This window comes from Danxiaibacter flavus, assembly GCF_041060425.1.
Lineage (GTDB): Bacteria > Bacteroidota > Bacteroidia > Chitinophagales > Chitinophagaceae > Danxiaibacter > Danxiaibacter flavus.
Genome location: NZ_JAULBC010000006.1, coordinates 298,133 through 312,727, shown reverse-complemented (window position 1 = coordinate 312,727; position 14,595 = coordinate 298,133). Strand labels below are relative to the sequence as shown.

The 14,595-nt window shown below is 41.6% G+C and carries 12 protein-coding genes; 9 read left to right on the top strand and 3 right to left on the bottom strand.

Features of this window, described 5'->3' with window-relative positions:
- Positions 1 to 263 precede the first annotated feature (263 nt).
- Both QTN47_RS18510 and QTN47_RS18505 read left to right on the top strand, forming a co-directional pair.
- Positions 264 to 962: a hypothetical protein gene (locus tag QTN47_RS18510; protein ID WP_369330898.1), complete on the top strand. Its 699-nt coding sequence runs from the start codon at positions 264 to 266 to the stop codon at positions 960 to 962.
- A gap of 212 nt (positions 963 to 1,174) precedes the next feature.
- Positions 1,175 to 1,666 (top strand): YybH family protein, encoded by a 492-nt coding sequence (locus QTN47_RS18505; protein ID WP_369330897.1) that lies wholly within the window; start codon positions 1,175 to 1,177, stop codon positions 1,664 to 1,666.
- Between the two features lie 360 nt (positions 1,667 to 2,026).
- Here QTN47_RS18505 and QTN47_RS18500 read toward each other — a convergent pair whose 3' ends face one another.
- Positions 2,027 to 3,160 (bottom strand): hypothetical protein, encoded by a 1,134-nt coding sequence (locus tag QTN47_RS18500; RefSeq protein WP_369330896.1) that lies wholly within the window; start codon positions 3,158 to 3,160, stop codon positions 2,027 to 2,029.
- A 251-nt stretch (positions 3,161 to 3,411) separates the two neighbouring features.
- On the bottom strand, positions 3,412 to 4,536 hold the full coding sequence (locus QTN47_RS18495; RefSeq protein ID WP_369330895.1) for a hypothetical protein: 1,125 nt from the start codon (positions 4,534 to 4,536) through the stop codon (positions 3,412 to 3,414).
- Between the two features lie 717 nt (positions 4,537 to 5,253).
- On the opposite strand from QTN47_RS18495, the gene QTN47_RS18490 reads away from it, so the two are divergent.
- The 6 genes from QTN47_RS18490 (at position 5,254) to QTN47_RS18465 (ending at position 13,066) form a co-directional block, all read left to right on the top strand.
- Positions 5,254 to 5,955 carry an LOG family protein gene (locus QTN47_RS18490; protein ID WP_369330894.1) on the top strand — a complete coding sequence of 234 codons (702 nt, stop codon included), beginning with the start codon at positions 5,254 to 5,256 and terminating at the stop codon, positions 5,953 to 5,955.
- A gap of 71 nt (positions 5,956 to 6,026) precedes the next feature.
- Positions 6,027 to 6,977, top strand: a complete 951-nt coding sequence (locus tag QTN47_RS18485) for a polyphosphate kinase 2 family protein (RefSeq protein ID WP_369330893.1) — start codon at positions 6,027 to 6,029, stop codon at positions 6,975 to 6,977.
- 42 nt (positions 6,978 to 7,019) lie between these two features.
- Entirely contained in the window at positions 7,020 to 9,476 is a 2,457-nt protein-coding gene (locus QTN47_RS18480; RefSeq protein WP_369330892.1) for a glycogen/starch/alpha-glucan phosphorylase, read from the top strand.
- Between the two features lie 13 nt (positions 9,477 to 9,489).
- Entirely contained in the window at positions 9,490 to 11,583 is a 2,094-nt protein-coding gene (glgX, locus tag QTN47_RS18475) for a glycogen debranching protein GlgX (RefSeq protein WP_369330891.1), read from the top strand.
- 29 nt (positions 11,584 to 11,612) lie between these two features.
- The gene (locus QTN47_RS18470; RefSeq protein WP_369330890.1) at positions 11,613 to 12,272 is read left to right on the top strand and encodes a hypothetical protein; all 660 of its coding nucleotides are present in this window, start codon (positions 11,613 to 11,615) and stop codon (positions 12,270 to 12,272) included.
- A 224-nt stretch (positions 12,273 to 12,496) separates the two neighbouring features.
- Positions 12,497 to 13,066, top strand: a complete 570-nt coding sequence (locus tag QTN47_RS18465; protein ID WP_369330889.1) for an HdeD family acid-resistance protein — start codon at positions 12,497 to 12,499, stop codon at positions 13,064 to 13,066.
- 133 nt (positions 13,067 to 13,199) lie between these two features.
- On the opposite strand, the gene hemG is transcribed toward QTN47_RS18465, so the two are convergent.
- Positions 13,200 to 13,742: a menaquinone-dependent protoporphyrinogen IX dehydrogenase gene (gene hemG, locus QTN47_RS18460; RefSeq protein WP_369330888.1), complete on the bottom strand. Its 543-nt coding sequence runs from the start codon at positions 13,740 to 13,742 to the stop codon at positions 13,200 to 13,202.
- A gap of 418 nt (positions 13,743 to 14,160) precedes the next feature.
- On the opposite strand from hemG, the gene QTN47_RS18455 reads away from it, so the two are divergent.
- Entirely contained in the window at positions 14,161 to 14,589 is a 429-nt protein-coding gene (locus QTN47_RS18455) for a hypothetical protein (RefSeq protein WP_369330887.1), read from the top strand.
- Positions 14,590 to 14,595: the final 6 nt, after the last annotated feature.

Here is a 14,595-nt window from a genome sequence, read left to right as displayed (position 1 = left end):
AGTTTCCAGTTAATCATGCCGGTTATGTAAAAGGGGTTTAAATAATACTTACGCATAAAGCTAGTAATAAAATTTTCAGATTTTACGATTCTTCAAACTTTCTTCCTACTTAACCGTTAAATAACAGATGATGGTGATATACAACATTAATAAGGTAATTTTATAATTCATAACAGATGAGTAGTGCATGTTGTTTGATGAATGCACGAGTAACACACCCCAACACAACCGCAACATTTTTTACATCATTAATACAATTTCATATGGCTAAAAAAATTCTATTGCTAATGCTTGCCGGTTGCCTTGTTTATACAGGCTATTCGCAAAATGTAAGACTGAATGCTTACGGCGCTTATGTTTTTGATGACAAAGTGGACTCTTATTACAGCAACACAAGTTATTTTAACGGGACCATAAAAGGCGGCTTTCTTTGGGGGGCAGGCCTTGAATACAGGGTACATCAGTATTACGGGATAGAATTGATGTATCAGCGATTAGATACACATGCTCCTACTGAATACTATGATCCGGGTGGCCAGGGGGGCATTGGTTCCGGAGTTAAACACACCAATTTCGACCTCGGAATCAACTACATTATGGTTGGAGGTGCTAGAACATTTCATCCAAGTGAAAAAGTTGAACCCTACGGTGGTTTTATGCTAGGCATGGCCATCGTCGATGCAAAAAATCCGGATAAAGGCACCAGCGCAAGCGCAACAAAATTTGCATGGGGCCTTCGTTTAGGCACTAACATTTGGACATCTGGCAAAGTAGGTATTAAGTTGCAGACACAGCTTCTTTCTGTTCCGCAAGGTGCCGGTGGTGCTTTGTATTTTGGAACAGGTGGCGCAGGTGCCGGAGTATCTACTTATTCAACTATGCTGCAGTTTGTTTTAGGCGGTGGACTTACATTTAAACTGGGACAACAGAAAGCACCAAGCACAGCACCAAAATCATACTAGTACTCCGATCTGTAAATAGCTACTGGTCATAGACTAAGTCCTGATCAGGATAGAAAAATATTCGTTGACTTTGTAGATGATAAATAATTACCAGTATGAGTACTTGTTATACAACATCACAATTTTTAAACAGGCTCTCTAAGCTGATTTAAAATTGCGATGAAGTGTTACCAGGTTTTATTTTTTAATAATTAAGGCAATAGCGTTCAAATATGAAAACAACGATCATAAAAGCGACAACATTCGTATGCATAACCAGCCTGATGTTGGCTTGTCAAAGTCAAACAAAAAAAGAAGAACCAACGACTGTAACGATTGACAAGGAGCAGATCAAAAAAGAAATTCAGGCCAAAGAGACTGAATTTGCGGCGACTTACAATAGCGGAGTAGTGAAAAACATTGGTTACTATGCTGATGATGCAACCAGCTTCTATCAAAACAGGAAGCCGTTGGTTGGTAAGGATTCGATCATAGCATTTTTACAATCAGACGTAATCGGGAATACAGACAAGATTTCTTTTACAACGAATGAAGTTTTTGTATCCGAAAATGGAAATATGGTTGTAGAGGTTGGATCTTTTACAGTTGTTGATTCAACTAACACTCCATTCAATACCGGGAATTATATGACGCTGTTTGAGAAGAGAAACGGCAGCTATGTTGCTGTAAGGGATATGAGTGCCTCTGATCGGCCGATTAAATAAAAAATCTTAAGATATTTTTCAAAGGTTTTCCGGTTGTTCCGGAAGACCTTTTTTGTTTACCAACACATTCATTCGCATTAATAGAAAGATGGCTTTAATGCCTTACGGCATTTGGTTTTTACCACAGATAGACACAGAGTTTATTCACGGAGTTGCACGGTTTTATTACCCCAAAAAAAGCTTTGTTTTTTTTCTGTGAAACTCTGTGAATAAAACTCCTTTCACTCTGTGGTTAAACTACCACGCAGAGAAAGAGCGAAGAATGTGCTTAAGTCCATCAAGTTAATCGAGAACAATCATTTTCAATTATCCCCGCCTGAAAGACTTCAGTCGGGCAGGAACTATCCATTGTCAATTTAATTACCTTCTTCTTCCTCCACCGCCTCCACCTCTGGCACCTCCACCCATAGAACGTCCTCCGCCTGAAAAGCCCGAACCCGATCTGGACGAAGAAAAATTAGATGACTGGCGGGTTGATGCTGATGGCGTCTGGCGATTGGAAAAAGAAGATCCGCCTCCTGCTCTGTCTGAAGTAGCAGGACGCGTTGACGCAGATGGCCTGTTGGATGGTGTGTTAGAAGGACGTGTAGATGCTGAAGGCCTGTTTGATGGCGTGTTAGATGGGCGCGTTGACGCCGAAGGCCTGCCACCTCCCCTATTACCGTCTATTGATCCATTACCATAGCTTCCCCTGGCCCGGTTATCCGATACGGTAGCTGATCTATTCCTGGTGCTATTATAGTGATTAATGCTGTTCCTGTTGTTAATAATAACTGTATTATTCCCTCCATGATAGTGCCCCCCGTAATAGCCGCCATGATAGTAGTGGTTACTGCGATAGATGCCAACGGCCATAACCGTTGCAAAGCCAAACCAGGGTGGATAATATCCGTAATAATACGGAGGAGCATAAGGCACATAGGCCGGGGAATATACATATTGCACAATGGGTGCCTGTTGAACAACGACCGTAGTGGTTGTTGCCGGAACTGCTACTGTAACAGGATCCTCGCCTTTATAAGCAGGATTGGGCGTAACCGGTGAGTTTCCTTTTGGCTCTATAACATAGTCTTTGCCATACAGCTCTTCATCGCCGACGATCTGCAAAGAAATTTTTTTATCCTTGTTTCTGTCCAATAAGATGACGGCGACATCCTGCGTTTCCGTTTTACTAATATCATCCTGAAGTATAAATCTATACGAATCTTCATCTTTTTTGGTAACCACTTTAATAAAGTCGACTTTATTATCCAGGTTCAAATCCAGGTTATTGATTTTTTCTTTTGGATCGTTCAGGGATTTTTCAAAAGCCTCAATTGTCTTTGACTTTTGAAACAAATCCAAAACGGCGTACAGATCAAGATTATCTCCAGCCAGCCCCAGCATGGGCAGCGTATCTTTAACTTCCTTGGAATCTTTTTTATCTTGAGAAAAAGCCGGCAGACTAATCAAACCCAGCGCCACAATCAAACAGGGCAAAAGCAACTTTTTCATGACAGGGTAATTTATATGGTGAAGCTTATACAATTTAATAAATATTGGAGACATTTTAAACAAGTTCGTTTATTAGGATTGAAGGTCAAGGTGTAAGGTATAAGGTGTAAGGCTTGAGGAAGGCGCATCCTATCCTCTTACATTCTTCTTATCTTACAAGGTTTACGGTCTTACGGTCTTACGGTCTTACGGTCTTACGGTCTTACGGTCTTACTATCTTACTATCTTACACGTCTTACTGTCTTACGGTCTTAAAGATTAAACCTATACTGCAAACCTCCAATAAACTGCGAGCGACTTCCTAAAAAGCCATATTCCGCACGTATCATCCAGCTTCTATTGATCTGGAACTGAGAACCAATAATAAAGTTCCATGGATCCTGTGGCTTTTTATCAAGTGAATACTGAATGGTTGCATTACCTGCACCGCTAACTATTTGTGAAGCCTGATCCAATACATTTCCCGCTTTCGCCAGGGCAGCATTAGCTGCTTCATGCCTGGCAACATTAACCGGGTTCTTTTGCTCAACAGTTGTGAGACCGGCCCACCAGTTATCAACCTTCTGCTGATTTTGAGAAACCTTCATATACCCTGTATCGATTTTGCTTTGCCATTCGTTTACAGGCAGCAGATCTGATGCGTTTAACGAGCCTGTAGTACCTGTATTTATTTTTAGCCTGAAACCACCGGCCCATACAGTTACACTTTTTTCAGGATGGTTTTTGAATGTTATGTTCTTACCAATTCTCGGACCAAACACAAATGCAAAAGCGGGTTTATCAAGCGCACTTATATCCGACCATGTACAGTTCATATCCAGTATGATAAAAAAACCACCTACACCAACCGTTGGTGTCAATCCAAACCCGAATGTAGTTGCGTCAAAATTTGCTTTGGAACTGAATGAAGCTACACGTTTCCATGAACTATCATCGGGCAACCATACACCACAATCAACAGCAGTTGATGTTCTTGATTTAGCGAAAATTGCATAAACATTCAGAAATGGAAATATCCAAAAATCAGGTCTTATGTTTACTCCGTTTGAGGTTGTACGCGCGCCATCAAACCTTACAATCTGATCAAGATCATGCAGGGGCCCATTGTTTACTCCTACTTTCAGATTATTGATCGTGATGTCTGACTTCTGTGTAAGGTACTGAATACTTAACCCCGCGGACTTGGGCAGTTTAAAACCTTTCTGTGCAACCTTTTTGCCCCAGATAGGAAGCAAATATGGGTAGTCGGCAGTTTTAAGGCTATCTATAACATCAACATTCTTCTGGCCTATCACTTTATCTGCAGTGTATTGACCAAAAGTTTGCAAAGACACAAGTAGAATCAGGCAGGTTGCCAGGAAGATGTTCCTTGTCATATTTTTTCATTTCGTAATGACGAAACAGGTTGCTTTTTTGTTTAACATACATCTCTCCAAATTTGTTCAACTGATGTGATTTTCAATATGAAACATTTATCAGATGCAGATTTGGAATTTGAAATTTTAGATTTGAAATTTAACATCGTTTAGATAAGAGGTCACATTATCAACAGCAATAAAAAATCACTAACAAATCTATATTTAGAAGACCTCCCCAAAGCTGGAGATGCAGGCTTAGCTAAACGACATTGGATTTGAAATTATTAAATAAGGCACTCATTAGGTTACATTACGCAATGGTTATTTGCATTTAACGGTAAAACAGTAACAAATGTTACGGTTAATCCAACGCATTTATCAGCATAAAAAAATGAAGCGCTAACTTTAATAGCATGTGTGAGTATTTGGTTTAAAAGGCCTGTTGTTGTTGTTTATGCTAATGCCGTATGCAGACAGTTATTTGCATTAATATCTCTGCTCCTTTTTGATAAAAATTCAAAAGCCCGTTCAATGGTAAAAAGATCAACCATGCACAAAGGCCCACGGAGGCAAATTCTTTTCCAGCCATCGAATTCCCTGTATCTGCGCAGTTCATCACCAGGACATGAACAGGGATTAACTCGGAAAACGAAGATTTAATTTTCTTGGTTTTAAATAAAAAAACACAGCAACCAATTTCCTCACATATCCGTTCAAGATTTTCAAAACTGTAGCATGACACAAAGCAATGATAAAAATTTCTTTAACGAAGGAAGAGCACTTGCAGATGAAATCCGTGATTCGCATAAAGCCATGTCTGACCTGTGGCAAGGAATAAGCACTTTCGCCAATATACGTAACTGCGTTACAGTTTATGGATCTGCCCGCTTCAAAGAAGGCCATGCGTACTATGAACTGGCCCGAAGTGTGGCGAAAGCTTTGGCAGAAAATGGCTATAGTGTTATGACCGGAGGTGGGCCAGGCGTAATGGAAGCTGCAAACAGAGGTGCAAAGGAAGGAGGAGGCGTTTCACTTGGATGCAACATTAAGCTTCCCTTTGAACAAAAACTGAATCCGTTTGTGGATATTAAAGTTGAATTTGAGTTTTTCTTTACACGTAAAGTGATCCTTCGAAAAAATTCAGTTGCATATGTTTTGTTGCCGGGAGGATTCGGTACGATGGATGAAATATTCGAAGTGTTTACACTAACGCAAACAGGCAAATTGCCACCACGGCCCATTGTTTGCATGGGTTCAGCCTACTGGAAACACCTTGGCCAGTTTTTGCGGGAAACCATGGTTGAAGCTGAAACTATTTCACAGGAAGATCTTAAACTGGCGCTGGTTACAGATAGTGTGCAGGAAGCCATTGAGCATATTGCTAATAAGTCGCCGAATACACATGCAAGAGTTGGCGAGGAACAGGATATCTATTAGCTTGAACGGATTGAAGTACTCATTAACTATTTATCGCTCTTATCAGGAGCAATGCGCATAAACAAGACGCTATGAAATCAAAAGAAAAAGAGCTTGACAAAATTGACGTAACTAAACTTAGTAAGAAAGAACTCATCCAGCGTGCAAAAAAGTTCTCAAAGAATTTTTGTGTATCCGATGGGAAAAACTTTCGCCTGAAAGATTATGATCCGGATGATGACGGAGGACTTGGCCCTGAAGACAAACCGCTGGTCAAACAGGTTTTGCAACTCGGCGTAAATGCACTTGCAACTATGCAGGATATTCTGTATGCACAAGACCGGTGGTCCGTATTGCTGATATTCCAGGCCATGGATGCCGCTGGAAAGGACGGAGCTATTAAGCATGTAATGTCAGGCATCAATCCGCAGGGTTGCCAGGTCAGTTCCTTTAAAGCACCAACGTCCGAAGATCTTGATCATGACTATATGTGGAGATGTATGAGGAACCTGCCGGAACGCGGCCGCATTGGCATCTTCAATCGCTCTTATTATGAAGAAGTGTTGGTTGTGCGCGTCCACGAACAGCTGCTCCAGAGTCAAAAAATACCGCAGAAACTTGTAACAAAAAACATTTGGAAAGAAAGATTTGAGGACATCAGGAACATTGAAAAATATCTCACAAGAAATGGCACGCTGGTTTGCAAATTCTTTTTAAATGTATCGGCCAAAGAACAAAAGAAAAGATTTCTTGAGCGGATCGACAATCCTGATAAGAACTGGAAGTTCTCTGCTTCTGATGCCAAAGAAAGAAGGTACTGGAAAGAATACATGAATGCTTACGAAGACATGATTAAAAACACGGCTACCAAAGATTCTCCGTGGTATGTTATACCTGCAGATAACAAGGCCTTTAGCAGAGTAGCTGTAGCTTCAGCTGTTATTGAAACGCTTGACTCTATCGGACTTGAATATCCCAAGGTGGCGAAGGAAAAATTAGCTGAATTAGGAACAATCAAACAGGAATTGCTTGCAGAAAAATAACAACATCAATAAAGTCTTTACCATTAAATCTTAGCAATTAGCATGAGTACTGATGTTATGCATATTGGACCTGGCAATAGTGTAGCCGAATTGAAAGAATCAATACTTGGTCACTTCTGTTTTGACGTAGGAAAATCTCCCGAATATGCAACCTTGCACGATTGGTACATGGCAGTGGCTTATTCCGTTCGCGAAAGAATGATGGAGCATTGGGTAAGCTCTTTAGAAAGAATACGTGACAAGCATCAGAAGATAGTTGGCTATTTATCTGCAGAATTTTTAATGGGGCCACATCTTGGCAATGCCATAATCAACCTGGGTATTGAACAGCAAATCAAAGAAGCTGCGGAGCAGCTCAATATTAACCTGGATGAGATACTGCAACAGGAAGAAGAACCCGGATTAGGGAATGGTGGACTTGGCAGGTTGGCCGCATGCTACCTGGATTCCCTGACTACCCTGAAAGTTCCGGCAATAGGCTATGGTATACGTTATGAATTTGGCATCTTTGATCAAATGATCCGTGATGGCTGGCAGGTAGAAATTACAGACAAATGGTTGCGCAATGGCAATCCGTGGGAAATTGTAAAGCCTGAACTTAATTACGGCGTGAAACTGGGTGGCAAAACACAGGGTTATACGGATGAGAAAGGTGGCTACAGAGTTAAATGGATACCGGAGTACGAGATCAGGGGTGTTGCTTACGATACACCTGTCCCCGGATATAAGAATGAAACAATTAACCTTTTGCGTTTATGGAAATCTGAAGCAACTGAGTCTTTTGACTTCCAGGCCTTTGACAAAGGTGATTATTATGGCGCTGTACATGAAAAAGTGTTTTCAGAAACAATATCAAAAGTTTTATATCCCAATGACGTTTCGGAAGCAGGTAAAAAACTCAGGTTATCTCAACAATACTTTTTTGTATCCTGTTCCTTGCAGGACGCCTTGCGTATATTAGAGCTGCGCGGCCTTAGCCTTGATGATCTTCCTGATGCCGTCACGTTCCAGTTAAATGATACGCATCCATCCATTGCAATTGCCGAGCTCATGCGTTTGCTGGTTGATGAATACATGGTTGACTGGGACAAAGCCTGGGAATGTACAAGAAAAACTTTCGCCTATACAAATCACACTTTATTACCTGAAGCGCTTGAAAAATGGTCACTTCCCCTGTTTGCACATATTTTACCAAGGCATCTGGAGATTATATATGAGATCAACAGCCGGTTCTTGTCTGACATTAGAAATAAATATCCCGGAGATGATGACAGGATCCGGCGCATGTCTATTATAGATGAACAGGGCAGTAAATATGTTCGTATGGCACATCTTGCAACCATAGGCAGCCATGCTGTTAACGGTGTCTCTGCACTGCATACAGAGTTATTAAAGCAGGATGTGCTGCATGATTTCTATGAACTTCAGCCTGATGCATTCTTTAATGTTACCAACGGCGTTACACCAAGGAGATGGATAAAACTCTACAATCCGCGCCTTGCATCACTGATATCTGATCGCATTGGTGAAAGATGGATAACACACCTTGAAACAGATCTTATCAATCTTCAATCTTTTGCAGACGATCTGTCATTTCAACAAGCGTGGCGCGATGTAAAAAAACAGAACAAGACAGACCTTGCCCATCTTTTGAAACAGCGCTTTGGCATGAATATAAATCCTGATTCACTATTCGATATCCAGGTCAAACGGATTCATGAATACAAGCGGCAACACCTGAATGCACTGCATATTATCCACCTGTATAACCGCATCAAACAAAAACGCACTGATGGCATTACTCCACGCACTTTTATTTTTGGTGGAAAAGCTGCTCCCGCATATTATCTCGCCAAGCTCATCATTAAACTGATTAACGCAATTGGGGAAACAATCGATAACGATCCTGAGGTAAATCAATTTATCCGGGTGGTCTTCTTTCCCGATTTCAATGTAAAGAACGGAGCGCATGTTTACAAAGCTGCAGATCTTTCCGAACAGATCTCTACAGCGGGAAAAGAAGCTTCGGGCACAGGCAACATGAAATTTTCTATGAACGGAGCGCTGACGATAGGTACGTATGATGGCGCCAATATAGAAATAATGGAATGCGTAGGGGAAGACAACTTTTTTCTTTTTGGACTAGACGCGGCCGAAGTAAAAGCAATTAAACAAAATGGTTATCACCCGTATGATGTGTATAACAATAACAACGACCTTAAAGAAGTAATCGACCTGATTCAATCCGGCGCCTTTTCAAAAGGTGATACCAATATATTCAAGCCGCTTATCAATTCGTTGCTGGGCGACGATCCGTATCTTGTATTACAGGATTACCAGGCATATGTTGACTGCCAGCAAAGAGTTTCGGCAGCATATAACAACGAGCAGGCATGGACAAAAATGTCCATTCTGAATGTGGCAAGAATGGGCAAGTTCTCATCAGACAGATCCATAAGAGATTATTGTGAAAACATCTGGCACGTTACACCCGGATAAAAAATTTCTGGCTATGCAGAAAACGGAAAGAACGTTGAATGATCCCGCGCATGGAACCAGCTTTCCGCCAGGAGCTACTGTATTTACAGGAGGTGTAAATTTTTCCCTGTTTTGCAAGCACGGCACATCTGTTGAACTACTTCTGTTCGATCATATTGATGCTATCGAACCTGCCCGGACAATTACGCTTCACCCAAAAGAAAACAGAACGGACAATTACTGGCACATATTTGTGGCGGGCATTACAAGTGGCCAACTCTATGCCTATCGGATCAATGGACCGTTTGATCCCGCAAAAGGTCACCGGTATGATCCGTCTTTAACATTGATTGATCCATATTCAAATGTTGTTGCAGTACCACAAAGGTATGACCGTAATGCAGCAAACATTCCCGGAAAAAAGGGCACAACACCCCCGATGAAAAGTGCGGTTTCCGACCTCTCTTTATATGACTGGGAAAACGATTCACCTATCAGAAGGCCATTTGCGGAAACAGTAATTTACGAAATGCATGTTGCCGGCTTTACCCGTAATCCTAACTCAATGATTGATGACGCAAAAAGGGGAACATACGCCGGCCTGATTGAGAAGATCCCCTATCTTGTAGAAATGGGCATCACTGCGGTAGAATTATTGCCCGTGTTTCAGTTTGACGAACAAGACAGCCCGGAAGGCCTCATCAATTACTGGGGATATTGTCCCGTTTCTTTTTTTGCGCCGCACCAGAAATACAGTTCGTCACAAGATCCGGTCGCTGCGCTGGATGAGTTCCGCGATATGGTTAAGGCGCTGCACAAAGCAGGCATTGAAGTAATACTGGATGTCGTATTCAATCATACTACTGAAGCTGGTCATAACGGACCCACATTTGCGTATAAGGGTATTGATAACAAGATCTATTACATTCTGCAAAATAACAAGGAGTACTATGCTGACTTCTCAGGAACAGGCAACACTTTAAATGCCAACCATTCGATTGTGCGACGGATGATCATGGACAGTCTTCATTTTTGGGTAACAGAAATGCATGTTGATGGCTTTAGGTTTGACCTGGCCTCGATACTATCCCGCGACGAGGATGGCACTCCGATTAAAAAACCGCCTGTTTTGTGGGACATTGATTCCGACCCTGTACTTGCAGGTGTAAAGCTGATTGCAGAAGCCTGGGATGCCGCAGGCTTGTACCAGGTAGGAAGTTTTGCGGGCGACAGATGGAAAGAATGGAATGGAAGATTTCGCGATGACGTGCGAAGGTTTATGCGGGGAGATGACGATACTTTATCCAGGTTTGTAACAAGACTGATAGGCAGTCCCGATATTTATAGTTACCGTGATAGAGAGCCTGAACAAAGTATCAATTTTGTCACCTGCCACGACGGCTTTACGCTTAACGACCTGGTTTCCTACAACAACAAACACAATGAGGCCAACAGGGAAGACAACAGGGATGGCAACAATGACAATTGCAGCTCTAACTACGGAACAGAAGGCCCTACGGATGATGCTGCAATAGAAGAACTTCGCAACAGGCAGGCAAAAAACTTTTTAGCACTCACATTGCTCTCCATAGGCACGCCGATGATACTGATGGGTGATGAGGTCCGCAGAACGCAATACGGCAACAATAACGCCTACTGTCAAAATACTGATCTTAGCTGGTTTGACTGGTCGCTTACAGACAGACATGCAGACGTCCGGAGATTTACGCAAAAGCTTATCGGTATTCGCCTGCGGCGTGACCTGTCTAAAGCTGAATATAGCATGACGTTAAATCAACTCCTTGGGAAGTCAAGCATTACCTGGCACGGCGTTAAACTTGGACAGCCGGATTGGTCATACTCGTCCCACACCATTGCTTTTACCGTAGAATCACTGGGCGGCACAATGACCATGCATTATATGCTGAACACTTACCATGAGGCGTTAACGTTTGAAATACCGGGACCTGCGGCCGGTTCTCAATGGAAACGTTGGATAGACACAGCACTTCAATCTCCTGATGATGTTAGTGATTTGGAAAACGCTGTATACATTTCTGCAAACAAATATGAACTTAAGCCCTATTCAATTGTTCTTCTTCTTAATACCAAAGAAATTGATCGATAACCGCTTTAACTAAAAGACTGATACAACCAATGAAAAATTTCTGCTTTATACTAATGAGCCTCGTGGTTGGAATTTGCTTAACACAATGTAGTAAACAGACCCTAAAGATCACCGGCTCCTGGGTAAAAAAGGACAGCCTGCCCAAACAGGCAAATGAGAGTGTGTTTATTGCGGCGCTAACCCAGAACACCGAAACAAGAACGATACTTGAGAGTGACCTTGCTGACGGAGCGCGGGCAAATGGAATAAAAGCAGTAAAAAGCCTGGATGTTTTCGGTCCCGTTACTGCAAACACGGACACCGCTGTAATAGCATCACTGATCCGAAAAGTAAAAGAATCCGGATGCAGTTCCATTCTCACTGTTTCTCTCCTGGATGAAAAGAACAAAACCACATATACAAAGAGCTCGGAATATACGTATCAGCCATACCCATATGGTGGCTATTATGGCAATTTCGCCAGCTACTACAGCTTTGTTGCCGGTTCTACTTTTCAACCGGGCTACTATTCAACAGACAAAACTTATTATATTGAAACAAATCTTTATGATGTAAACTCGCTGGGTATTCTGTTTTCTATTCAAACAAAAGCCATGAATCCTCCCGCAATAAACAAAGCAAGTCAGCAATTTACGGAAACACTTCTCAATGAGTTAAAAAGCAACGGGTTACTGAAGAAAAAAGCATAAAGCCGCCAGCCATTAGCCCATGCTGCTTACATAGAAACACTATTTTTTGTAACTTTAATATACCGGTATAGCCGATGGCAAATACTTTTACTGCGCCTGTGTGAAGTGTCTGTACTCCGGACCTTCCGCCTTGTAAACATGCTGACGCCAATCCGTAAATGCCATGATACCGGTCATTGAAACGACGTTAAAATTATTATAGTTTGCAAACTAATGCTAACTATATGAAACCCCACATAACCACAATCAAAGATGATTGTAAGCATTGGAAAATATTCATCGCCATTGGTGTACTTTTCATTCTAATTGGTTTCTATACAATACTTTTCCCTTTTGAGCACACAATAGGCTCTGAAAATATTTTTGGCGCCCTGGGCGTGCTTACCGGTACAGGAAAAATCTACTTTATATTTAGACGTAAAACTCATATCTCCACAAGAAAATGGACGTTATCAGTAGCTTTTTCTGAAATAATCGCAGGCATTTTTTTACTGACCTATACCGGTTTTACGATGGTGATGCTTCCGTTTCTTTTGAGCTTCTGGATACTTGCCGGAGCTATAACTTTAATTGAAGAAGCGAGTGGGATACAACAATTTCACGCCTCCCAGTATGAATGGCTTTTGGGCGCGATCGGTCTGACAATTATTTCAACTTTCATCCTGGCATTTCTTCCCTTGTTAGGCATCGTGACTACATTATTCTGGGCTGCCTCATGCCTGATAATAATGGGTGTGTATTATGTTTTACTCTCATTCAGGCTGAAAGCTATCACAAAAATTCATCATCTGTAAAATATAAAAAACGTCAGAAAATCCTGAATCCGGATTAATACAGACAGCTGCCTGATAACGTTAGAGACGAAGACCAGACTTGCCTATTCGCGTATCTTCTCTTCATACATATCTCCGCCTGTGATATAGAACACTAAGTTTTCACTACTTCCAGCTTACCGGCAAAGTCCATCGCAAAGGCTTTAACCGCATCCCAGTTGGTATATTCATAATCCTGTGAAGTATCTGTGCTTCTCCCCTCGCGCTTTGCAATCATTTTCATTACAAGACGTTTGAAAAAATCATACTGGGTATATTTCAATGCTCCCGCAAAATGCCCGACCATTTTGGGCGACCAGCTTACCTTGATTAAGAAATCAGAGGCTATCTTTTCTGCTTCCCGGTGTTCTTCTTCCAGATCAGATGCAACAGCAAGACAAACGGAAAAGAAGCCGGATGGCTTTTGGTTTAGCACCTGCACATTTTGCCGAACATAATGCGCTACGGCAGGCTGATAACTGTGTATGTGAATGGAAGCCCCTATCAGAACAGCATCAAATTCTGAGGCTGGAGGAGGATCATCAGAAGCGTCAGCAATTGTAACATGGTGACCGCAGTCTTCCAAAGCAGATTCTATGAAACGGGCAATTTTTCGTGTCTGCCCTTCTGTAGTTCCATAGACGATTAGCAGTTTCATAAGCTGCTCATTTTATAGGTTGAGTAACAAAGATTTCACCGTCGTTTACCTGAAAAATCATACGGAGAAGCCAGAGACGCAACATAAATATCTGAAAGTTGCTGACCAACAATTATGATGCAGCTCATTCCCCGCCCTGATTGTGGTCAAAAACAGCGCACTGACGGCATCTTACGATCTTACGGTCTTACTATCTTACGGTCTTACTGTCTTACGATCCTACGGTCTTACTGTCTTCCATGACCAATCTCAGTGTTTAGACTGACCACCGTCTTTGCAGATGCTGTTGCCAAAAAATATTTTTGTCGATCTGTTTACCTGAAAAACAAAGCCAGGTGCCGTTAGACGACGAACAACTGCACCAAACGAAGAAATTGCCTTCTTTGAAAAGTCATTTTTCATTAAAAAAAGGTGCAATATGAATAAGTTGGCAGGAACTGAAACAGATCAATATAAACACAATTGTATGTCGCAGGATAAAGTTGAGCAAATACAATACGAAATCGATACGTGGAAACGGTTATTGACATTCATGATGGATGAAAATATATGGCTCAAGAACAGGCTCGTCGAAATATTAAAAAAAGAGCTGGGCAGGGCCAACCTGACCAGCATCGAAGCATTTCATAATAGTTTTATCAGGGAAGATGATATGATCAGTGTTTTGCGAAACGATATTTCCGAATTCAGTAAGATCCTTAAATCAGAACAAATTATTCCTGAAAGCGCATTAATTGCTGAAGCCGACAATAAACTCGAAAATATCCGCAGGCATATAAGCCTTTTGGAAAAAGATTTTTCCCGGTTAAAACTCGACTTCAACAAGTATCTGTTACAGCATGTTTAGCAAGCT